General features: G+C 63.9%; 17 protein-coding genes and 4 tRNA genes. 18 read left to right on the top strand and 3 right to left on the bottom strand.

Features of this window, described 5'->3' with window-relative positions; translation table 11 throughout:
* Positions 1 to 41 precede the first annotated feature (41 nt).
* The 6 genes from B7Z66_00580 (at position 42) to B7Z66_00555 (ending at position 6,971) form a co-directional block, all read left to right on the top strand.
* The gene (locus B7Z66_00580) at positions 42 to 683 is read left to right on the top strand and encodes a hypothetical protein (GenBank protein ID OYV78091.1); all 642 of its coding nucleotides are present in this window, start codon (positions 42 to 44) and stop codon (positions 681 to 683) included.
* Positions 684 to 807: 124 nt separating this feature from the next.
* Positions 808 to 1,299 carry a colicin V production CvpA gene (locus B7Z66_00575; protein OYV78373.1) on the top strand — a complete coding sequence of 164 codons (492 nt, stop codon included), beginning with the start codon at positions 808 to 810 and terminating at the stop codon, positions 1,297 to 1,299.
* Between the two features lie 63 nt (positions 1,300 to 1,362).
* Positions 1,363 to 2,898, top strand: coding sequence for an amidophosphoribosyltransferase (locus tag B7Z66_00570; GenBank protein ID OYV78090.1), 1,536 nt, complete (start codon positions 1,363 to 1,365; stop codon positions 2,896 to 2,898).
* Between the two features lie 294 nt (positions 2,899 to 3,192).
* A complete protein-coding gene (locus B7Z66_00565; protein OYV78089.1) occupies positions 3,193 to 4,389 on the top strand; it encodes an O-succinylhomoserine sulfhydrylase in 1,197 nt (398 codons plus the stop codon).
* Positions 4,390 to 4,546: 157 nt separating this feature from the next.
* The gene (locus tag B7Z66_00560) at positions 4,547 to 5,860 is read left to right on the top strand and encodes a hypothetical protein (protein OYV78088.1); all 1,314 of its coding nucleotides are present in this window, start codon (positions 4,547 to 4,549) and stop codon (positions 5,858 to 5,860) included.
* Positions 5,861 to 6,152: 292 nt separating this feature from the next.
* Entirely contained in the window at positions 6,153 to 6,971 is an 819-nt protein-coding gene (locus B7Z66_00555) for a hypothetical protein (protein ID OYV78087.1), read from the top strand.
* 195 nt (positions 6,972 to 7,166) lie between these two features.
* Here the strand turns inward: B7Z66_00555 and B7Z66_00550 are convergent, their stop codons facing one another.
* Together B7Z66_00550 and B7Z66_00545 are read right to left on the bottom strand one after the other, a co-directional pair.
* On the bottom strand, positions 7,167 to 7,898 hold the full coding sequence (locus B7Z66_00550) for a UDP-2,3-diacylglucosamine diphosphatase (protein ID OYV78086.1): 732 nt from the start codon (positions 7,896 to 7,898) through the stop codon (positions 7,167 to 7,169).
* Positions 7,899 to 7,908: 10 nt separating this feature from the next.
* The gene (locus B7Z66_00545) at positions 7,909 to 8,427 is read right to left on the bottom strand and encodes a hypothetical protein (GenBank protein ID OYV78085.1); all 519 of its coding nucleotides are present in this window, start codon (positions 8,425 to 8,427) and stop codon (positions 7,909 to 7,911) included.
* Positions 8,428 to 8,538: 111 nt separating this feature from the next.
* Between B7Z66_00545 and B7Z66_00540 the strand changes: the two genes are divergently transcribed.
* From B7Z66_00540 to B7Z66_00525, 4 genes are all read left to right on the top strand, one after another.
* The gene (locus tag B7Z66_00540) at positions 8,539 to 10,083 is read left to right on the top strand and encodes a glutamate--tRNA ligase (protein ID OYV78372.1); all 1,545 of its coding nucleotides are present in this window, start codon (positions 8,539 to 8,541) and stop codon (positions 10,081 to 10,083) included.
* Between the two features lie 14 nt (positions 10,084 to 10,097).
* Entirely contained in the window at positions 10,098 to 11,486 is a 1,389-nt protein-coding gene (locus B7Z66_00535) for a cysteine--tRNA ligase (protein OYV78371.1), read from the top strand.
* A gap of 121 nt (positions 11,487 to 11,607) precedes the next feature.
* Positions 11,608 to 12,006 carry a hypothetical protein gene (locus tag B7Z66_00530; GenBank protein ID OYV78084.1) on the top strand — a complete coding sequence of 133 codons (399 nt, stop codon included), beginning with the start codon at positions 11,608 to 11,610 and terminating at the stop codon, positions 12,004 to 12,006.
* A gap of 11 nt (positions 12,007 to 12,017) precedes the next feature.
* Positions 12,018 to 14,462, top strand: coding sequence for a hypothetical protein (locus B7Z66_00525; GenBank protein ID OYV78083.1), 2,445 nt, complete (start codon positions 12,018 to 12,020; stop codon positions 14,460 to 14,462).
* On the opposite strand, the gene B7Z66_00520 is transcribed toward B7Z66_00525, so the two are convergent.
* Positions 14,459 to 15,331: a bifunctional methylenetetrahydrofolate dehydrogenase/methenyltetrahydrofolate cyclohydrolase gene (locus tag B7Z66_00520; protein OYV78082.1), complete on the bottom strand. Its 873-nt coding sequence runs from the start codon at positions 15,329 to 15,331 to the stop codon at positions 14,459 to 14,461. The genes B7Z66_00525 and B7Z66_00520 overlap by 4 nt on opposite strands.
* Before the next feature lie 217 nt (positions 15,332 to 15,548).
* Here B7Z66_00520 and B7Z66_00515 point away from each other — a divergent pair.
* From B7Z66_00515 to B7Z66_00480, 8 genes are all read left to right on the top strand, one after another.
* Positions 15,549 to 15,625 (top strand) — tRNA-Pro (locus B7Z66_00515).
* Between the two features lie 99 nt (positions 15,626 to 15,724).
* Positions 15,725 to 15,801, top strand: a tRNA-Arg gene (locus B7Z66_00510).
* A 53-nt stretch (positions 15,802 to 15,854) separates the two neighbouring features.
* Positions 15,855 to 15,931 (top strand) — tRNA-His (locus B7Z66_00505).
* A 51-nt stretch (positions 15,932 to 15,982) separates the two neighbouring features.
* Positions 15,983 to 16,058 (top strand) — tRNA-Lys (locus B7Z66_00500).
* A gap of 176 nt (positions 16,059 to 16,234) precedes the next feature.
* Positions 16,235 to 17,524: a trigger factor gene (locus B7Z66_00495; protein OYV78081.1), complete on the top strand. Its 1,290-nt coding sequence runs from the start codon at positions 16,235 to 16,237 to the stop codon at positions 17,522 to 17,524.
* Positions 17,525 to 17,690: 166 nt separating this feature from the next.
* On the top strand, positions 17,691 to 18,347 hold the full coding sequence (locus B7Z66_00490; protein OYV78080.1) for an ATP-dependent Clp endopeptidase, proteolytic subunit ClpP: 657 nt from the start codon (positions 17,691 to 17,693) through the stop codon (positions 18,345 to 18,347).
* Positions 18,348 to 18,532: 185 nt separating this feature from the next.
* On the top strand, positions 18,533 to 19,810 hold the full coding sequence (locus B7Z66_00485) for an ATP-dependent protease ATP-binding subunit ClpX (GenBank protein OYV78079.1): 1,278 nt from the start codon (positions 18,533 to 18,535) through the stop codon (positions 19,808 to 19,810).
* A 238-nt stretch (positions 19,811 to 20,048) separates the two neighbouring features.
* The gene (locus tag B7Z66_00480; GenBank protein ID OYV78078.1) at positions 20,049 to 22,496 is read left to right on the top strand and encodes an endopeptidase La; all 2,448 of its coding nucleotides are present in this window, start codon (positions 20,049 to 20,051) and stop codon (positions 22,494 to 22,496) included.
* Positions 22,497 to 22,633 lie beyond the last annotated feature (137 nt).

Here is a 22,633-nt window from a genome sequence, read left to right as displayed (position 1 = left end):
GAGCCGGCACACCGATCACAGAAGCCGAATCCTCTTAGTCCATGGAACGAGTCCTCAAGCAGCGCTTGGTGGGGGCCGCCGTCGTGGTGGCCCTGGTGGTCATCTTTGTCCCCATGCTGTTGCATAATCCGCACGGCCGGGGCCGATGGTTTGGGTCCCCGCGCGTTCCCCCCAGGCCGGCGTGGGATCTCAAGGCACCCGCGGATCTGGCTCAGGCCCCGCAGATGGCCCCGTCAGTCTCCACGCCTCCCGCGCGGTTGATTGTCAGCGGCACGGCTGGTGGTGTGCCACCGGCCTCATCTGCCACCGCAGCGCCGGCGCACCCGGCGCCGAGCCCCGCCGCGGCTCCCGTTCCTGCCCAGGTCCCGTCCCCGCCGCCAGCGTCGGCCACAGGTGGAGCCCAGCCAACCGTGCTTCCTACCCCTGCCACCGCGGCTCCTACCGGGTTGCATTCCTGGGTCGTGCAGTTGGCGAGTCTCACCAGCGAGGCGAACGCCCTTGCCCTGCGTGACCGCCTGCGTAAGCGCGGCTACACCACGTTTGTGGAACGGGTGCGGATCGGGCGCCAATCGGTTTATCGTGTGCGCGTTGGCCCGGAATTGGATCGTGCCCGGGCCGAGGCCTTGCGGCAGCGGCTGCAGACGCAACAGAAGCTGTCGGGGATAGTCCTGAGCTACCCGTAGGATGCGGGCACAAACTTCTTCCCCGGGGCCTGCTCTGGTATGATGCGCCCATGACACCGCGTGTCGCCGACCCCGACGCCAGTACCAGACCGGGCCTGGAAGCGCGCTGCGGGTGGCGCGGTCCGTGACGTGGGCCGATTACGCGATCATCGCGGTAATCGCGGTGTCGGTGGCGCTCAGCGTGGTACGCGGTTTCATGCGCGAGGCACTTGCGCTCGCGGCCTGGATCGCCGCGTTCTGGGTCGCCCTGGTTTTTTCCGACAAGCTGGCCGGGCTCTTCGCCCGCTTTATCTCCACCCCGTCCGTTCGAGTCGCCGTGGCGTTTGCGGTCTTGTTCGTGCTGACGCTGCTGGTGGGCGCGCTCCTGAACTACGCGGCGGTACAGGTGGTGAAGAAGAGCGGACTGACCGGAACGGACCGGCTGGTAGGCGCCCTGTTCGGCTTGGCCCGCGGAGTCGCCCTGGTGGCCTTGCTGGTGTTGCTCGCCGGGCTGACGCCGGCACCGAAGGACCCATGGTGGCGGGAATCACTGCTTTTGGGCCACTTTCAGTCCTTGGCTGTGTGGTTGCGGGGTTGGCTCCCGCCGGGGATCGCGGCCAATTTCGTGTTCAAATGAACTCCCGGGGGTACGGGCGCAGCGCGCCCCCGCATGATGTGTTTCTCGTGAGGTGACGGTTTCATGTGTGGCATCGTTGGAATTGTAGCCCGGGGGCCGGTGAATCAGGCCCTGTTCGACGCGCTGACGGTACTGCAGCATCGGGGCCAGGATGCGGCGGGAATCATGACCTGTGACCAGGGTCGGCTGTTTTTGCGCAAAGACAACGGGCTGGTCCGGGACATCTTCCACACACGGCACATGATCCGGCTACCCGGCAAGATGGGAATCGGCCATGTGCGCTATCCGACGGCGGGCTGCGAGAGCTCTGCCGAGGCACAGCCGTTCTACGTCAACTCTCCCTACGGCATTACGCTCGCCCACAACGGTAACCTGACCAACGCGGAGGAGCTCAAGCGCGATCTATTCCGCGAGGACCTGCGCCACATCAACACGGATTCCGATTCTGAGATTCTCCTGAATGTATTTGCCCACGAGTTACAGCGCCAGGGCAAACTGCGTATCGACGAAGAGGACATCTTCCAGGCTGTCGCCGGGCTGCATCGCCGCTGCCGCGGCGCCTACGCCGCGGTGGCGATGATCCCGGACTACGGGATCATCGGGTTCCGCGATCCGTTCGGGATCCGGCCGATCGTGTTCGGCAAGCGTCAGAGCGCGCACGGGATCGAGTACATGATCGCTTCCGAGAGCGTCGCGCTGGATATGCTTGGCTTCGAACTGGTTCGTGACCTGGAACCCGGCGAGGCGGTGTATATCACGCCTGACGGACGGTTCTTCAGCCGCCAGTGCGCCGAGAATCCGGTCTATTCCCCGTGCATCTTCGAATATGTCTATCTGGCGCGTCCCGACTCGATCATCGACGATGTCTCGGTCTATAAGGCACGCCTGCGGATGGGGGAGAAGCTGGCGGAAAAGATCCTGCGTGAACGCCCGGATCACGACATCGATGTGGTGATCCCGATCCCCGATACCAGCCGCACGGCGGCATTGCCACTCGCTTACCACCTCGGTGTGAAGTACCGGGAAGGGATGGTCAAGAACCGCTACATCCCGCGTACCTTTATCATGCCGGGCCAGCAGCAGCGCAAGCGGTCGGTGCGCCAGAAGCTGAACGCGATCGGACTCGAGTTTGAGGGCAAGAATGTCCTGCTGGTGGACGACTCCATCGTGCGTGGCACCACTTCCCGGCAGATCATCCAGATGGCCCGGGAAGCCGGTGCCCGCAAGGTCTATTTCGCGTCCGCGGCACCACCAGTCCGGTATCCAAATGTCTACGGCATCGATATGCCGGCGGCGGGAGAACTGGTCGCCCATGGTCGCAACGAGGCGGAACTCGCTGCGGAGATCGGCGCCGACTGGCTGATTTACCAGGATTTGCCAGACCTCATTGACGCCGTGCGGCGTGGCAACCGGCGCCTGGAGAGTTTCGACACCTCGATTTTTACGGGGGAGTACGTGACCGGTGACGTGAGCAAGAGCTACCTGAGCCGACTAGAACGGCTGCGCAGCGATTCGGCCAAGGAGCGCTCCCGGGGTTCGGTAGCGCCGGAGCAGGATTCCGGCGACAACCCGGTGATCGAACTGCACAATGCCTCTTGACCAAGGGGGTGACTGCGCCGCATCCGTGGGCACGCGTGCCGCCTCTCGGCGCAATGGGTGGAATAGCCGTTGGTTGCCTGGCGCCGTGCTGTTGACAAACTTGCCGGGGCGGGACTAATCTGCGGGTGGATCGCGCCGATTTGACTACAGCTTGCGGGCGCGTAATAAATGCAGCTAAAGCGGGCCGACCTGCTTTCGCTGCCGTGGAAAGCGGGTTTTTTTGCGTCCTTCTGGCCGCGTACCCGCCGTTTCGCGAGATGGGTGGTGTCGCCCGGTACGACGAGGAGCGATGGGATGGACGCAGAGCAGCCGGACGACTACCGGTTTGAGACCCTGGCGGTGCGCGCCGGACAAGTGCGCACGAGCGAGGCCGAGCACTCCGAACCAATCTTTCCCACCTCCAGCTTCGTATTCCGCAGCGCAGCCGAGGCCGCAGCGCGCTTTTCGGGGGCGGAGCCGGGCAACATCTATTCCCGCTTCACGAATCCGACGGTGCGGACCTTCGAACGCCGATTGGCGGCACTGGAGGGCGGGGCATGCTGCGTGGCGACCGCGTCGGGTATGGCGGCGATCCTCTCGACCTGCATGGCCCTGCTCAAGGCCGGGGATCACATCGTTTCTTCGCGCAGCATCTTCGGCAGTACCACGAGTCTCTTCAACACCTATCTGGCCCGGTTCGGTGTGGGGGCGGGCTATGTGCCCCTGTCCGACCTCGACGCTTGGGCACGGGCCATCCAGCCGCAGACCCGGTTGCTGTTCCTGGAAACGCCCTCCAATCCGCTGACGGAGGTGGCGGACATCGCGTCCCTGGCGGATATTGCCCATGGACGCGGGTGTTTGCTGGTTGTTGATAACTGCTTCTGCACCCCGGCGCTGCAGAAACCCCTGCGCCTCGGCGCTGATATCGTGATCCACTCCGCCACCAAGTATCTGGATGGACAGGGCCGCTGTATCGGCGGTGCGGTCATCGGCAGCGAGGAACTGGTAGGCAAGGAGGTGTTCGGGTTTTTGCGCACCGCCGGTCCGAGCATGAGCCCCTTCAATGCGTGGGTATTCCTGAAGGGGCTGGAGACACTGGCCCTGCGGATGCGAGCCCACAGCGCCGCTGCCCTCGAACTCGCGCGTTGGCTGGAGGCTCAGCCGCAGGTGCTGCGGGTGCACTACCCGGGCCTGCCGTCCCACCCTCAGCACCGCCTCGCGGCGCGCCAGCAATCGGCCTTCGGTGGCATCGTTGCCTTCGAGGTAGATGGCGGACAACCCGGGGCGTGGACGGTGGTGGACCACACCCGGTTGCTATCCATCACTGCCAATCTAGGCGATACCAAGACCACGATTACCCACCCCGCTACCACCACCCACGCCCGGATAACGCCGGAGGCACGGGGCGCGGCCGGGATCGCTGATGGGTTGCTGAGGGTGGCCGTGGGTCTCGAGGACGTCGAGGACCTGAAGGTCGATCTGGCACGGGGTCTGGCGGCCCTGCAGGGTTAGCCCAGGTTTCGCGCCGGCGATCGTGACCGGGGTGCTGAGATGTCGCCGGTTGATTGCCGTATGCCGGCAGTAGTGGGGCCAATACACCGTGGCGGCGGGCGCAAGCAACGCACCCGGTCCTTGCGCATGCGGCGGCCACCGCAACGGAGCGGTGTGAATGCGGGAGGGGGGCTGGCGGTGTTCCCCGATCGCTCCCGGCCTGCGGAGGGGATGGGTGTCCATAGATGAGCATCGGCACCGGCTGCTCGTAGTGCTGCAGGCGGCCCTGGGGGCGGTGGACGGCGCCACCTGTGTGGGCCGCGCGTTGCAAGGCGAGTTGCCGGGCGGCACGCTGCACTTGGTGGCGGTGGGCAAGGCGGCCTGCGCCATGACCCGCGGCGCTCTGGGAGCGGTCGCCGGGCGCGTGTGCCGTGGGCTGGTGATCACCAAATCCGGCCATGTTGATTCGGGCCTCTGCGCTCAACAGGGGATCCATTGCCGGGAGGCGGGGCATCCAGTCCCCGACCGGGCGAGCCTCGCGGCGGGCGCGGCGCTGCTGCAGTTTATTCAGCAGACCCCGATGAACGATCCCCTATGGTTTCTGATCTCAGGGGGCGCCTCCAGTCTGGTGGAGGTGCTGCCGGACGGGCTGTCCCTGGAAGACTTGGCGGGGGTCAACCGATGGCTGCTGGCCAGTGGGCTGGACATCCGGCAGATGAACCGGATACGGAGCTCCCTGTCCGCCATCAAGGCCGGCCGCTTGCTACGGTGGTTGCAGGGGCGACGCGTGCTGGCCCTCCTGGTCTCCGATGTGCGTGGCGACGATCCCGCCGTCATTGGCTCCGGGCTGCTGGTCCCCGGTAGTGCCGGATCCCGCGATATGCCGGAGGTGCCCCCGTGGCTGCGGACGCTGACGGAACGGCAACCCCCGGTTCCGGCGCCTGGGGCTCCCGGCTTGGGGGTGGCCGAGATCCGGGTGGTGGCGCGTCTCGAAGATGCCAAGCAAACGGCTGCGGATTGCGCCCGGCGTCTGGGTGGACCGGTGACTCTGTATTCCGACTTCGTGGACGGTGCAGCGGCAGTGGCCGGTCGCTGGCTAGCGCGGCGGATCATGGAGGGGCCACCGGGGTTTTCCATCTGGGGCGGGGAGACCACGGTGTGTTTGCCCGCCGCGCCTGGGTGCGGCGGGCGTTGCCAGTCTCTGGCCCTGGCGGCGGCCCTGGAGTTTCGAAATCAGCCCGGTGTGGCGCTGCTGGCGGTGGGCACCGACGGCGGCGATGGGTCTACCGAGGACGCGGGTGCCCTGGTGGACGGTGCCAGTGTGGGTCGTGGAGAGTCCCATGGACTGGACGGCGCCGACTGCCTTGCCCGGGCCGATGCCGGTACCTTCCTCGCGGCCAGCGGCGATTTGATTCAGACCGGTCCGACCGGCACCAACGTCATGGATCTCATGATCGGCTGGAGGTCGCCGTCAGCAATCGCGGTCTTATAGCTGGGACTGCAGGTGGCTGGGTAGCCCGAGCCGGTCTACCAGGTCGATCTGGGTTTCGAGCCAGCCGATATGCGCTTCCTCCCGTGCCAGGATTTCCTGGAACAGGGCCTTGCTCCCCCCGTCGCCTGTTCCCAGCAATCGGCGGCGGCTTTGTGCAGCACCGTAGTGGTGTGCAGTTCCCGTTCGAGGTCCGCGCGCGGCTGTTCCGGCACCGATTCGCTCACTTGGATCTTGCCCAAGGTCTGCTGAGAATGATTTGCAATAATGACAATCTCATTACCTGGAGGACCTAGTGGGCGATCTCTTTGAAGCGGCGTGGGGGTGCCTACGGGCCGACCGCGTGGAGGAGAAGATCGCTTTGGGTCGTGCGGCGGCCCATGGCTGGCGTATTGGACACCTGAACGTGCAGTCCGCTGCCGCGCCGGAGCCGCTGGACGCGCCGGGCCGTCCCCCCAGACCACCATTGGTGGTGCCCCGGGAACTGGCGCCGCGCCATTTGTCCTCCCCCGAGGGACGGGCCGCCTTGCTCCATGCCTTAGCGCATATCGAGTTTAATGCCATCAACTTGGCCTGGGACGCGGTATATCGCTTCCGCGGGCTGCCGGTGGCTTACTACGCAGACTGGGTGCGGGTCGCGGAAGAAGAGGCTACCCACTTCCGGCTCCTGCAACGCCGGCTTCGGGAACTGGGCCACGCCTATGGGGATTTTCCAGGTCACGATGGCCTGTGGGACATGGCGCGCCAGACCGCCCACGATCCCTTGGTGCGCATGGCGCTGGTGCCGCGGGTATTGGAAGCCCGCGGACTTGACGTGACTCCTGGCATCTTGGCACGGCTGGAGGCGGTGGGGGATAGGGCGAGCGCGGCGATCCTCAGGGTGATCCAGCGCGACGAGATCGGCCATGTGGCGGTAGGCACGCGTTGGTTCCGTTACCTCTGCAGTCAGCGCGGGTTGGATACGGAGGTGGTCTACGGTGAACTACTGTTGCGGTTCGCTGCCGGCCGGATCCGCGGCCCGTTTCAGCGCGGGGCACGTCATCGCGCCGGCTTCACCGATGGGGAAATGGACCTGCTGGAGCGACTATGGGCCACCCGAGCGGAGCGGCGTTGAGCGCCGGTCACGTGCATCCCAATGACAATCGGACGGATGCCACGCCCGCTTCTTCATGACGGCTGCTAACCACTACAGTGGCGGACTGGGACCGTGCGGTGGAATCCGCCCGGTTGCGGATCACACCATCTTCCGCGGTCCTTCGGCATCATGCGGGTTACCGGCGCATGGTGCTTACTTGAGTTGCCATTCGGCCTAGCCGGGCAATGGCAGCATTTCGGCCGAACCGCCCGCGTCGGTCCATGCGAGCAGGCTTCCCTCCCGGTACCAGTCGCCCAGAACGATGCGGGTGGCCGGTTGTCCGTGCAGATCGAAATGGTGGAAAGCGGGTCGATGGGTATGGCCGTGGATCAACCAATGGACCCGGTGGGCATCCATCACTTGTACTACCGCACCCTGATTGACATCCATGATCTCCTCGGGTTTATTGCGGGTCGCGGTGCGGCTGCGTTCACGCGCCATGCGTACCAGGGAGCGGCGCTCGTCCAAGGGGCGGGTCAGGAATTCGCGGATCCAACGGTCGTTGCGCACGGTGGCGCGCCACGCCATGTAGTCCTCGTCATCGATGCACAAGGTGTCGCCGTGCATCAACAGCACCCGCTTGTCCTGGAGCTCCACCACCGTCGGATCCGGGATGATCCGGCATCCGGTGAGGGCCTCGAAGTCGGCCCCGATCAGAAAGTCCCGGTTGCCGTGCATCAGAAACACCGGGGTTCCACCCACCGTGAGTTGCTGGAGTCCATCCAGGACGTCACGGATTTGCGGGGTCAGGTCGTCGTCGCCGGCCCACGCCTCGAACAGGTCACCGAGGATGTAGAGGCCCGCGCAGCGCGCCGCCCGGCCGCCCAGCAATTCCAGGAACAGCTCCGTGATCGCCGGGCGCTCCGGGTCCAAGTGCAGGTCCGAAATGAACAGCGTCTCCGTCATGTATCACCGGTCACGGGGCCGCGCCGGTTTCCGGTTCGTCGATCACTTCCACCCGTTCGATGATCACGTCCTCGGTGGGCACGTCCTGATGCCCGGACCGGGAGCCGGTGCCTCCCGTTTCCACTTCGCGCACCACGTCCATGCCGTCCGCCACCCGGCCGAAGACGCAGTAGCCCCAGCCGGCGGGGGTGGCGGCCGTATGATCCAGGAAGGCGTTGTCGGCTACGTTGATGAAGAACTGGGCCGTGGCGGAATGGGGATCCTGAGTGCGTGCCATTGCCACCGTCCCGGTGCGGTTGTGCAGACCGTTGTCCGCCTCGTTTTGAATCGGGGGCTGGGTCTGTTTGGTGCGCATATCGGGGTCCAGTCCTCCGCCCTGAATCATGAACCCGCGGATCACCCGATGGAACAACGTGCCCTCGTAGAAGCCGTCTCGTGCGTAGCGTAGGAAATTTGCGGCGGTCTGCGGGGCGTGCTCGTGATCCAGCTCGATCCCGATGGTCCCGCGGTTGGTGTGCAGCTTGATCATAGACGCTTCTCCTGAGGGCGGTCAGCGGCCATGATAAAGGCTCCCGGCGCGTTGCAAAAGCCGCATTTGGCCGCGTTCCGGGTTTCGGCTACCATGTGGGCCCTGTGTGCCATGGCCCCGGAAGGCGCGTCAGGCGTGCAGGAGGCCGCGCCCCGGGTTGCCCGCGTTCCGGGTGCCCGGTGTCGCGGGAACCCCGGAGCCACGATCAATTCGGATGACCCCGCCCCTGTGAAGACCCGCTTCGCGCCGAGTCCCTCCGGTTTCCTGCACCTGGGCAACGCCCGCACCGCCCTGTTCAATGCGCTGTGGGCGCGTCGGGCCGGCGGGGTGTTTCTGCTGCGGATCGAGGATAGCGACCCCGAACGCAGTGGCGAGGAATACGACCAGGCCCTGCGGGAGGACCTCGAATGGCTGGGCCTCGGGTGGCAAGAGGGCCCCGGGCGCAGCGCGTCGCGCGGACCCTATCGCCAGTCCGAGCGTGGCGAGGTGTACCGGCATTATTATCATCGACTGGAGGAGCTGGGCCACGCCTACCCGTGTTTCTGCACGCCGGATGTGCTGGAACAGGCGCGCGCCGCCCAACTGCGTGCCGGGCGCCCGCCGCGCTATCCGGGCACCTGTGCCCGGCTCAGCGCGGATCAGGTGCGGGAACGACATGCCAGCGGTCTGGGCGCCAGCCTCCGGTTCCGGGTGCCACCGGATCGGAACGTGGAATTCGAAGACCTGATGCGGGGTCCGCAGCGCTTCGTTACTTCGGATCTGGGGGATTTCATCATACGGCGCGCGGATGGGACACCGGCATTCTTCTTCTGCAACGCGCTGGACGATGCACTGATGGAGGTGAGCGACGTGTTGCGCGGCGAGGATCACTTGACCAATACGCCGCGTCAGCTGTTGCTCCTGCAAGCGCTGGGTCTGCCGGCGCCACGCTATGGCCATCTCTCCCTGATCACCGGGGATGACGGCACGCCCTTGTCCAAGCGCCATGGGGCGCGCAGCGTTCGGGAGCTGCGCGAGTCCGGATATCGGCCAGAGGCCCTGGTGAATTATCTGGCGCGGGTCGGCCACACTTATGCCGAGGACCGCCTCGTGGACCTGGAGGAACTGGCCCGGGGTTTCGATGTGGCGCGACTGGGCCATGCCCCGGCCCGCTACGACGCAGCTCAGCTGCGGCACTGGCAGAGGCTGGCGCTGGACCGTCTCGCGGACGCCGATCTGTGGGACTGGATCTGCGCCCGCGGGCCCGCGGAACCGGCATCCCTGCGGGGTCTCGTGCCCGCCGACAAGTACGTTGCATTCACCGCCACGGTGCGCGCGAATATCGAGTTTCCGGAGGACGCGCTGCGGTGGGCCCGGTGCCTGTTTGGTGAACCGCCAAGCTATGGCGAAGAGGCGTGTGCTGAGTTGTGCGTCGCGGGGATACCGTTCTTCCAGGCCGCGCTCGCGGCACTCGCCCAAGGGCCGATATCGTTCGAGGCGTTGCGCGCCGCACTGACGCGGGAGCTGGGGGTGAAGGGCCGGGCACTGTTTATGCCGTTGCGCGTGGCGCTCACCACCGAGACCCACGGTCCGGAGCTGGCACGGGTGTGGGACCTGATGGGTGCGGAGCGGGTACGCCGGCGTTTGGCGGCCGCGCTCGCGCAGAGCGGTGGCTGAGGAGCATGGAGACGATGCTGCAGATCTACAACAGCCTGACTCGGAAGAAGGAACCGTTCCGGCCGATTGAGCCCGGGCGGGTGCGGATGTACGTCTGCGGCATGACGGTCTATGACTATAGCCATATCGGGCATGCCCGGGTTTTGGTGGTGTTCGATGTGGTGGTGCGCTATCTGCGTGCCAGCGGGTATCAGGTCACTTATGTGCGCAACATCACTGATATCGACGACAAGATCCTCAGCCGTGCCCGGGAGGCCGGGGTTGAGTATACGGAACTCACGCGCCGCTATATCGAGGCGATGCGCGAGGATGCCGCTGCGCTCGGCGTACTGCGCCCGGATCATGAACCCTGCGCCACTGAGCATATCGATGGCATCGAATCCATGATTGGCGTCCTGTTGGAGAAGGGGCATGCCTACCGTGCGGAAAACCACGACGTCTATTTCGATGTCAGCCGTTTTCCCGCCTACGGCCGACTGTCCGGTGAGCGTCTCGAGGGCCTGCGCGCTGGAGCGAGGGTGGAGATCGGCGAGGCCAAGGACGACCCTCTGGACTTCGTGCTGTGGAAGGCAGCCAAGCCCGGCGAACCCAATTGGAATACGCCTTGGGGGTGCGGTCGGCCCGGTTGGCATATCGAATGCTCGGCCATGTCTACGGCGCATCTGGGGCCCCACTTCGATATCCATGGCGGCGGGCAGGACCTGCGCTTTCCTCACCACGAGAACGAAATTGCCCAGTCGGAGGCCGCGACCGGGCAGCCCTTCGTTAACTACTGGATGCATGCCGGGTTCGTGCGGGTAAACGACGAGAAGATGTCCAAGTCCCTTGGGAATTTCTTCACTATCCGTGAAGTCCTCGCCAGGTTTCCGGCCGAGGTTATCCGGTTTTTCCTGCTGTCGAGCCACTACCGCAGCCCGGTCCACTACGGTGAGGACCAGCTGCAGACCGCCCGGCTGGCCTTGGGCCGGCTGTATACCGCGCTGCGTGGTCTGCCCTCTGCCTACAGCGCCGGTTGTGACGAGTTCGAGGCGCGCTTCCGCGCCGCCATGGACGACGACTTCAACACCCCGGAGGCCATTGCGGTGCTTTTTGAGTTGGCCCGCGAGATCAACCGGGTGCGGGACGCATCCCCGCAGCAGGCAGCAGGGCTGAGCGCCGGCCTGCGTGCCCTGGGTGCCGGGCTTGGCCTGTTGCACCAGGACCCCGACCGGTTCCTTCAGGGGGTGGCGCCTGCCGCCGACACAGCGCTGAGTGAGACGGAGATCGAAAGCTTGATCGAGGAACGCGCCCAGGCGCGCGGCCGGCACGATTGGGCCGCCGCCGACCGGGTGCGGGATCGTCTCGCTGCTGCGGCGATCCTGCTGGAAGACGGCCCCCAGGGTACCACCTGGCGTCGGGGCTGACCTGGGCGCGCGCCCGCGCGCCGGTTCAAGTTTATTCAGTCCGTGCCGATAAAGGGCTTACGACCGGTTTCTCGGCCGCGATTTCCGCGTGCCCACCAGGACCGGCCAAGGTGCATGCGCGATGACTGATCGCAACTTCCGGTCCCTGTTTGGATTCCTGCTGCTGGTGGCGTTGTATCTGGAGTCCCAAGCCGGGTTGCTGGGCTTGGTTACACTGCTGTTCCTGGAGGGGGTTACCGGCCGGCGTCTGTCCTGGCTGGCGATCCATCCGCGCAGTGGTGGACGTGCGCCACCGGGTGCGGGGTGCGGGGCCTTGGTTTCCGCCATCGGACCCCCGATCTCCTTCGACGCGGAACGCGCGTGGCGGATCGTGGCCAGCATCATGCTGGTGCTGACCGTCCAGGTGTTCCCGACCCAGCTCTGGTTCTTTCCCTGGTTCATGGGCTTTACCATCCTAGGCGCCGGTGTCAGTGGGGTGTGTCCGGTGCTGATACTGCTCCAGTTGATCGGGTTCAGGTAGAGGCCCTCGGGATGAAGTTCGAGACGCGCGATCGCGGTGGCCGCGGCGTGACCTGGGCGGCCAGCCTGACCTTGAAGATCTCGGGCATCGTGTTCTGGGGCAACCTGCTGGTCGGTTTGCTCATCGCCCTGGTGTTGCTGCACGGCCTGGAAGCCCAGATCATCGAGCAGTACCAGACTGAGGCGGACAGCTTCGCCTACCGGATGGACACCTATGTGCATGGGCATCCAGAGGCATCCTTCGATCAGGTGGCCGCCGAGGCCCGACGGTTGCGCCACCGGTTCCGCGTTCCGGCGGTGGAACTCCAGGCCGGCACCCGGCAGGTCCACGTCGGTGCCGGAGCCGCGGGGCTTACGGCCTACCTGCGCGTGGTGCCTTACCGGTTTGCAACCGGGTCTGGGGTGCCGCCGTTTATGACACTGCGGATCTATCGGACCGATCTGCGCGACGCGATCGCCGCACAGCGCAAGCGGGTCTTGATCTCGGTCGCACTCGCATTCCTGCTGCTGGGATTCGTCCTGCAATGGATTCTCCAACGCGTGTTGACCCGCCCGTTTCTGCGCATGGTCGGGACCGCGCAGGGTTTCTCGCGCGGGGATACAGACCTGCGCTTCGATGAACAACGGGATGACGAATTCGGATACCTGGCGCGTTTTATCAACAAGGCGCTGGACTTCCTGATCCTGCAGCAGGAAGACCTGCGTGACGCCCTCAAGCGGGTACGCCAGTCCGAGGCCGCGTTGTTCCGTGAGAAGGAGCGGGCCGAAGTGACGCTGCATTCCATCGGAGACGCGGTGGTCACCACGGATGCCCATGGGTCCATCGACTATCTGAACCCGGTGGCGCAGAAGCTTACGGGTTGGTCGGTGGGCGAGGTGCGCGGGCAGCCGATCAGCGAGCTCATGCGGGTGGTCAACGAGCACTCCGGCGTGGAATTGCGCAACCCGGTGGAGCACTGTCTTGCGGAAGGGCGGATCGTTGAACTGCCGCCCCATTGCGTATTGCTGTGTGCGAACGGGCGGTCCATGCCCATCGCCGATTCCGCCGCGCCGATCCATGACCGCCAGGGGCACACATTGGGTGCAGTTATGGTATTCCATGACGTGAGCCATGCGCGCCAGCTGGAGCGCGAATTGTCCTATCATGCAAGCTATGATTCGCTTACCGGGCTGTGCAACCGACGCCAGTTCGAGGTGGAGCTCCATCGCGCCTTGGAGACTGCCGCAGCGGACGGATCCGCTCACGCCCTGTGTTATCTAGACCTGGACCAGTTCAAGGTAGTCAACGATACTTGCGGGCATGTCGCCGGCGATGAACTACTGCGCCAGCTGGCCGCGCAGCTCGCCCGCAAGGTGCGTGATACCGACATCCTGTCACGGCTCGGCGGTGACGAGTTCGGATTGCTCCTCTACGGGTGCAATATGGAGAGGGCCCATGCCATCGCCGATGGTCTCCGGGCGGTCGTCCAGGACTTCCGATTCAGTTGGGAGGACCACAGTTTCCAGGTGGGGGCGAGCATCGGCGTGGCCACGATCAGTTCCGAAAGCCACGGCGTGGCAGAGATCATGAGCGCGGCGGATGTCGCCTGCTATGCCGCCAAGGAGCACGGCCGCAACCGGGTGCATCTCTACCAGCCGGGGGACCTGGAGCTCCAACAACGCCGTGGCGAGATGCGGCTGGTCGCGCGGATCAACCAGGCGTTGGACGACGACCGCCTGCGTTTGTACTGCCAGGAGATCGTACCGGTGGGGTCGCGCAGAACCGTGGTACACCGCGAACTGCTGGTCCGTATGGTGGACAAGGATGGCACGATCCTGCCGCCCATGTCATTCATCCCCGCGGCCGAACGCTACAATCTCATGCAACCCTTGGACCGGTGGGTGGTGAAGGCGGCGTGCCGTCGGATTGCGCAGGAGCCTAATGGGGGCAATGGCGGGATCTGGGCGATCAACCTCTCCGGTCAATCGATCTGCGATGAAGCATTCCTTGAGTTCATCATGGGCACGGTAGACGACTATGGCATTGCGCCTGAACAGCTGTGCTTCGAGATTACCGAGACCGCTGCCATTGCAAACCTCAGCCGCGCCACGCGATTTATGAACGTCCTGCACGGCATGGGCTGCCGCTTCGCCCTCGACGATTTCGGCAGTGGCCTGAGTTCCTTCGCGTATCTCAAACAGCTTCCGGTGGACTACCTGAAGATCGACGGCGGTTTCGTGCGTGACATGACGGAAGACCCCATCGATCACGCTATGGTAGAGGCCATTAACCACATCGGCCATGTGATGGGCATTCAGACCATTGCGGAATTCGTGGAGGATGCGGCGATCCTGGAGGCGCTGCGCGCCCTTCAGGTGGACTTTGCCCAAGGGTACTGGATCGCCAAGCCGCTGCCCCTGGAAGATGCGGACCTTGGCCCCGTGCCCGGTACGGTACTGTTGCCGGGGGCTGGTTAGGCGCGTGCGGGCGCGCCGCCGTGGAGGGCCTCCGCGGCGTGTAGGGTATTTTGGAGCAGTACCGCCACCGTCATGGGCCCAACGCCTCCGGGGACCGGCGTGATCCAGCCAGCGCGCTGCCGGGCGGCCTCGAATTCCACGTCGCCCACCAAGTGCCCGTCGGGCCGGCGGTTCATTCCCACATCAATTACCGTGGCGCCGGGCTTTACCCACTCTCCCGGCACCAGTCCGGGCTTCCCGGCGGCTACCACCAGGATGTCGGCGCCAGCCACGTGGGCGGCGAGGTCTCGGGTGAAGCGATGGCAAGTCGTCACCGTGGCCCCGGCCAGCAGCAACTCCAGGGTCATCGGGCGGCCGACGATGTTAGAGGCCCCTACCACCACGGCGTGGCGGCCCTTGAATACCTCGCCGGTGTTTTCCAGCAGCACCATGATGCCGCGCGGGGTGCAGGGTCGCAGGAGTGGTAGCCGCAGGGCCAGGCGCCCGATGTTGTAGGGATGAAAGCCGTCCACGTCCTTGTCGGGCCGGATGCGCTCGATAATGGTCTCGGTCTCGATGTGGGGGGGTAGGGGTAGTTGGACCAGGATGCCGTCGATGCGTGGATTCGCGTTGAGTTGGTCCACCAAGTCCCGGAGTTGGCTCTCGGGTACGTCCGCCGGCAGGACGTGGGCGTCGGACGTGATGCCGGCTTCATGGCAGGCGCGCCGTTTATTGCGCACATATATCTGGGAGGCCGGATCGGTTCCCACCAGGACCACCGCCAGCCCCGGCGCCGGGCGCCCCGCGTCCAGGTGGGCCCGGACCCGACCCTGTACCACGCGCCGGATCCCGGCTGCGATGGTCTTCCCGTCGAGGATATCTGCCGTCATGGGCTGGTTGTTGGGTCGCGCGGGCGGGTGAGAGGCGCGGATTCTCGCATGGCGGCCGGGGTGGGGACAAGGGACTGCGCTCGCGCGCCTATCCCCGTCGCGGTGCGCGGGCGGGTCTGGTACGATTCAGTGGGCGGTTTGACGTCCCATAGGGGGGCGCGTATGATCCGGCCGCGATCCCTGGGCCGTCCCCGCCTGTGGGCGGGGGACCGTCCAACGGGGTATAGCGCAGTCTGGTAGCGCGCCTGCTTTGGGAGCAGGAAGTCGGGGGTTCGAATCCCTCTACCCCGACCAGTTGTTGGCCACCGCCGGGGGCCGCGCGTGTCGATCTCCGCGGGCGTCAGAGTGGGCCCTGAGCGGCGGGTCCGCGCCACGGTGCCGGATGCCGTCCCTGCGCCCGTAGCTCAACCGGATAGAGCATCGGCCTTCTAAGCCGACGGTTGCAGGTTCGAGTCCTGCCGGGCGCGCCACACAATGGGGATCAGGGGCGCGCCGCACGCTGGTGCGAATGTCAAGATCAATGGTGGGCGTAGCTCAGCAGGTTAGAGCACCTGGTTGTGGCCCAGGAGGTCGTGGGTTCGATTCCCATCGCTCACCCCAGGTTGGTCCCCTTGCCCCGTGCAGGTCCCTATGGTTGACTAGTGCGTTTCCGGGCCGTTAGCTCAATTGGTAGAGCAGCTGACTCTTAATCAGTAGGTTGTAGGTTCGATTCCTACACGGCCCACCATACGCTTCCCCCCTAGATCTGTGCCGGTTCCGAGTCCGTCTTGAACCCAGGGGTACGCCGGGCGCGGGCGAGCCGGTATACTTTCATCCGGCCGGGGCGGGTGCGCCCAGGGCCCCGATCGCGAAGGAACTTTATATATACTATAAATACAAGCAGTTATCATCCGGAGTCCCTACATGCAAGTGTCTCTTGAAACTACTGGCGAATTACAACGCCGGCTGAAGGTGGAAGTCCCGGCGGATCGAGTGGAACAAGAAGTGGCCACGCGTTTGCGTTCTCTAGCGCAACGGGTACGTCTAGACGGCTTTCGCCCCGGGAAGGTGCCGCTCAAGGTTGTGGAGCGCAAGTACGGGGCCCGGGTACTGGATGAAGTGGTGGATGAGGTGGTGCAGAAGACCCTGGACGACGCCTTGCGCCAGGAAAACTTACGCCCCGCCGGAGGGCCGCGAATCGAGTCCCGGCAGCTGACCCCGGGGGCCTCTCTGCAGTTCACCGCCACCTTCGAAATCTTCCCCGAGGTGGTGCTGGCGTCCCTGGACGACCTGGAGTTGGAGCGGCCGGTTGCGGAGGTTACCGATCAGGACGTGGACCACCTGATCGAGGTGTTGCAACGCCAGCGGCAGGCCTGGGAGCCGGTCGAGCGGGCCGCCCGGGCCGGGGACCGCTTGGTCATCGATTACATTGGTACAATCGATGGGGACGATTTCCCCGGGGGCTCGGCCCAGCATGTCGCGGTGGAGCTTGGGGAGGGTCGGCTGCACGATGCCTTCGAGGAGCACCTGTCCGGGTTGCAGCCGGGGGGCACCGCGAGCTTCGACGTCACCTATCAGGAGGATTATCCCAAGCCGGATGTCGCCGGGAAACACGTGCATTACGAGGTCAGCGTGCGGACCGTCTCAGAGCCGCGTGCGCCGGAACTCGACGCGGCCTTCGCGCAGTCCTTTGGGGTCCAGGACGGGGGCATGGATGCGTTGCGCGTCGAGGTTCGCGCCAACATGGGCCGGGAGCTGCGCCGCGCCATCCGCAGTCGCGTCAAGGGCCAAGTGATGGATGCCCTGCTGACGCGGCATCCGGTGAAGGCCCCCGAGGGCCTGGTGGAAGAAGAGGTGGCCCGTCTCCAAAAACAGTTGGCAGAAACCTCCAGCTCGGATCGACCCGGGCCGCTGGATGCGTTGCGATCGACAGCGGAACGCCGCGTCACCCTTGGGCTGATCCTCACGGAACTGGTACGGGTCCATGGGATCCCCGTCGACCCGGTTCAGGTCCGGGCCGCCGTCGAGGAGATCGCCGCCAGCTATGAGAATCCGGACGAGGTGGTGAAATGGTACTATGGAAACCACGATCTCCTGAGCGGTGTGGAGTCCATGGTCCTGGAGGACTGCGTGGTGGATTGGATCTCCGAGCGGGTCCGGGTCAAGGATGTTCCCAGCACTTTTGATGCACTTACCAACCCAACCGGTCGCTGAACCCTCCTCTGGGCCTCCACCTTTCCCCGTTGGGCGCGGGGTGAGATGAGACTGAGGTATACGTCCGAACGTGCCGATATAGTGGTGGCACGCCTCGGTCGCGCTGGGTTCGCGCTTGAAGACCTTGTAAAATAGGCAATTTCGTTATTTTAAAGGAACCAACGCCATGACCGATATGAAGGCGATGAGCGGAGCGGAACCGATCACGGCCCTGAACTTGGTGCCGATCGTGGTGGAGCAGACGGCGCGCGGTGAGCGGGCCTACGACATCTACTCCCGTCTCCTGAAGGAGCGGCTGATCTTTTTGGTGGGCCCGGTGGAGGATTACGCCGCGAACGTGGTGGTGGCCCAGTTGCTCTTCCTGGAGTCCGAGAACCCGGACAAGGATATCCACCTCTACATCAATTCTCCGGGAGGTTCGGTGAGTGCCGGACTTGCGATCTACGACACCATGCAATTTATCAAGCCGGACGTTAGCACCATGTGTATCGGTCAGGCGGCAAGCATGGGCGCGGTGTTGTTGGCGGCCGGGGCGGCCGGCAAGCGCTACTGTCTTCCCAATTCACGGATCATGATCCACCAACCGTCCGGTGGCATGCAGGGCCAGGCCGCGGATATCGACATCCATGCCAAGGAGATCCTTCGGGTGCGGGAGCGGCTCAACGAGATCCTCTCCCACCATACCGGCCAATCTCTGGAACGAATCGAGCAGGATACCGACCGTGACCGGTTCCTCGGTGGCGAGGAGGCGCGGGAGTATGGGCTGATCGACATGGTGATGTCCCAGCGTCTCGCGTCGGTGGCAGACAAAAAACCCACCTGAGCGTGCCCGGTGGGCGGGAGTAACCATATGAAATACACGGCGTTAGCGGGGTATCACAACGTCGCTGTGCTGCGGAGCGATACTTGCGCGACGATCCGGGAAGTAGTTGAATAGGAAGTTGGGGGCAGGCTTTGCGGACCGGTTGGAGCGGCGCCTGGGATGGCTTTTCCGAACGAGGCTGGGACATGAGTAACGAACGAAACGGCAGGGGAAACGACGGCGGCAAGCTGCTCTACTGCTCGTTCTGCGGCAAGAGCCAGCACGAGGTGCGCAAACTGATCGCAGGACCCTCGGTCTTCGTGTGCGATGAGTGCGTGGAGCTGTGCAACGATATCATCCGCGAAGAGATCCAGGAAAAGTCTGCGGTCAGCGGTTCGAAGCTCCCCAAGCCCCACGAGATCAACCGGGTCCTGGACGATTATGTGATTGGTCAGGAGCGCGCCAAGAAGGTCCTGGCAGTCGCCGTCTATAACCATTACAAGCGGTTGGAATCCAGGCGGAGGAAGGACGAGGTCGAGCTCTCGAAGAGCAATATTCTGTTGATTGGGCCTACCGGCTCGGGTAAGACCCTGCTTGCGGAGACCCTGGCCAAGCTTCTGAACGTCCCCTTCACCATTGCCGACGCCACCACCTTGACCGAGGCGGGCTACGTGGGTGAGGACGTGGAGAACATCATCCAGAAATTGCTTCAGAAGTGCGACTACGATGTCGAGAAGGCCCAGACCGGCATCGTTTATATCGACGAGATCGATAAGATTTCCCGCAAGTCGGAGAACCCGTCCATCACTCGGGATGTCTCCGGTGAAGGTGTGCAGCAGGCGCTCCTGAAGTTGATCGAGGGCACGATCGCATCGGTCCCCCCGCAGGGCGGGCGCAAGCACCCCCAGCAGGAATTCCTGCAGGTCGATACCACCAACATCCTGTTTATCTGTGGTGGGGCGTTTGCGGGGTTGGAGAAGATCATCCAGAGCCGATCCCAGAAGAGTGGCATCGGTTTCTCCGCGGAGGTGAAAGGCAAGGATGAGACCAAATCGGTGGGCGAACTGCTCCATGACGTGGAGCCGGAAGACCTGATCCGCTTCGGGCTGATCCCGGAATTCGTGGGTCGTATGCCGGTGGTGGCGACCCTGGAGGAACTGGATGAAGAAGCCCTGGTTCAGATCCTGACTGAACCCAAGAACGCGGTCACTAAGCAGTACGCCAAGCTGTTTGATATGGAAGGCGCCGAACTGGAGTTCCGGGATGACGCGCTGCGCTCGGTGGCCCGGCGGGCCATGGAACGAAAGACCGGCGCCCGGGGTCTGCGCACTATTTTAGAACACGTTTTGCTGGATACGATGTACGAACTCCCATCCCTGGAAGGGGTTACCAAGGTGGTCATCGACGAATCGGTCGTTTCCGGTGAATCAAAGCCTTACCTGATCTTCGAGTCTGCGGACCAACAGCGGGCCGCGTCTGATTGACCCACTGCCGGTCGTTGGCCGGCGGTGGTGGATGTCCTCCCTGAGTGGCACGGATATTGCTGGTATTCTTCCTGACCAGGGTATCAAGCCCCATCCACCAATTGAATCCGGGCCCCGGCGCCCACATATATCAGGCGCATGCCCATCCATCCGGCCCGCCGGGGGCCCCAAGGGGCCCGTCCCCGCGCCGACGGTAATTCGACGGCCTAACCGACCTTGAGCGCATTGCGAGGAGCCCATGGCGAAAGACAAGCCTTCAGAAGTGATCGAAGACCCGATCCTCACGACGCCAGTGCTACCGCTGCGAGACGTGGTGGTCTATCCGCACATGGTCATACCGCTGTTCGTGGGCCGTGAGAAGTCCATCCACGCGTTGGACGCTGCCATGCAGGCCGACAAGCAGATTCTGCTGGTGGCCCAGAAAAGCGCGGAGGTGGACGACCCGCAGGTGGACGAGTTCCATCATTTTGGGACCTTGTCGACGATCCTTCAGCTGCTGAAGCTTCCCGATGGGACCGTGAAGGTTCTGGTGGAAGGCGCGCGGCGCGCGAGCGTAGTGCATTTTCTAAACACCGAGGACTACTTTTCCGCACAGGTCGCGGTCAAGGAGCCGTCCGCACCCGCCGACGAGCGTGAGATCGAGGTGCTGGTGCGCTCGGTAATGGGCCAGTTTGATCATTACGTCAAGTTGAACAAGAAGATCCCGCCGGAGATCCTCACCTCACTGGCGGGCATCGACGACCCCGGCCGCTTGGCAGATACGATCGCCGCACACATGGCGCTGAAGCTGGAGGAAAAGCAGCGGATCCTCGAGATCAATGGTGTGCGTGAGCGTCTGGAGCACCTGATGGGTTTGGTCGAGGCGGAGATCGACATCCTGCAGGTGGAGAAGCGTATCCGAACGCGCGTGAAGCAGCAGATGGAAAAGAGCCAGCGCGAGTATTACCTGAACGAGCAGATGAAAGCGATCCAAAAGGAGCTCGGCGAACTCGAGGACGCACCCAACGAGCTGGAAGACCTCGCCCAGAAGATCGAGAAGGCGGGGATGCCCAAGGACGTCAAGGCCAAGGCTACGGGCGAACTTAACAAGCTGCGGCTGATGTCGCCGATGTCGGCGGAAGCTACGGTGGTACGTAACTATATCGAATGGCTGGTTAATGTTCCCTGGAAGAAACGCACGAAGATCCGCAATGATCTCGGCGAGGCCGAAGAGGTTCTGGAGGAGGACCACTTCGGTCTGGAGAAAGTGAAAGAACGGATCGTGGAATACTTGGCCGTTCAGCAGCGGGTGCGCAAGCTCAAGGGACCGATCCTGTGCCTGGTAGGTCCTCCGGGGGTAGGTAAGACATCCCTGGGCCGTTCCATCGCGCGCGCGACCAACCGGGAGTTCGTCCGCATGTCTTTAGGTGGGGTGCGTGACGAGGCAGAGATCCGCGGGCATCGGCGGACCTATATCGGTTCGCTGCCTGGGAAGATCGTACAGAATCTGGCGAAGGCCGGGGTGCGGAACCCACTGTTTCTCCTCGACGAGATAGATAAGATGGCGATGGATTTCCGCGGCGATCCTTCGTCCGCGCTCCTTGAGGTGTTGGATCCGGAGCAGAACCATACCTTCAATGATCATTACCTGGAGGTGGATTTTGATCTATCTGATGTGATGTTCGTGGCGACCGCGAATACGCTCAATATTCCGCCTGCCCTGCTCGATCGCATGGAAGTTATCCGCCTTCCTGGATATACGGAAGACGAGAAGATCAACATCGCGGAACGTTATCTAGTTCCCAAGCAGATGAAGGCGAACGGCCTCAAGGGCAACGAGCTCGGGATTTCCAAGACTGCGATCCGTGACATCGTTCGCTTCTACACGCGCGAGGCCGGCGTGCGAAATCTGGAGCGGGAGATTGCCAAGGTCTGTCGCAAGGTGGTTAAGAACGTACAGATGAATCCCCGCAGCCGCCAGATCACCGTTACGCCGCGGGCCCTCGAACCCTATCTGGGGGTGCGCCGGTTTCGGTACGGGCGCGCGGAAGAGCATGACCAGGTCGGGCAGGTTACCGGCTTGGCTTGGACCGAGGTGGGCGGTGAGTTGTTGACTATCGAGGCGGCGGTGGTTCCCGGCAAAGGCAAGCTGATTCATACCGGCCAGCTCGGCGACGTGATGCAGGAGTCGATCCAGGCTGCCGTGACGGTAGTGCGGAGCCGGGCGGCACTTTTGGGGGTGGATCCGGAATTCCACCAGAAATTTGATCTGCATATCCATGTTCCTGAGGGAGCCACACCGAAGGATGGGCCGAGCGCTGGCGTAGGGATGTGCACTGCCATGGTTTCGGCGCTGACTAAGATTCCGGTCCGTTCCAATGTGGCCATGACTGGCGAGATTACGCTGCGAGGCGAGGTGTTACCCATCGGCGGGCTCAAGGAGAAGTTGCTCGCAGCTCACCGCGGCGGTGTAGAGATTGTGTTGATTCCGGAAGAGAACCGGAAAGATCTCACGGAGATACCTCAGAACATTAAGAACCGGCTCGACATTCGGCCAGTGCGTTGGATCGACGACGTGTTGGGCGTGGCGCTTCAACACATGCCATTGCCCTTGCAGGGTGGGGGCGAAGGGGACGAAAAGCCCAAACACGTTGCGAAAACGGAAGAGGGAAAGGCCAAGAAGGGAAGTCGGATCAGACCCCATTGATGTAGCCTGCACAGCGGCGCCGTTACGCGGCGCCGCTGTGGTTGACAGTTCTCCGAGGCGCTTGGTATAAAGGCCTGCGCCGCAAGGTCTTCGCTGTAATTCACCGCCTGGCGGTGGTCCCCGAGTCGCGGGTTTTC

It is taken from the genome of Chromatiales bacterium 21-64-14 (assembly GCA_002255365.1).
Lineage (GTDB): Bacteria > Pseudomonadota > Gammaproteobacteria > 21-64-14 > 21-64-14 > 21-64-14.
Note: the sequence above shows the minus strand (reverse complement) of the source record. Positions and strands in the feature narration are given on the sequence as shown.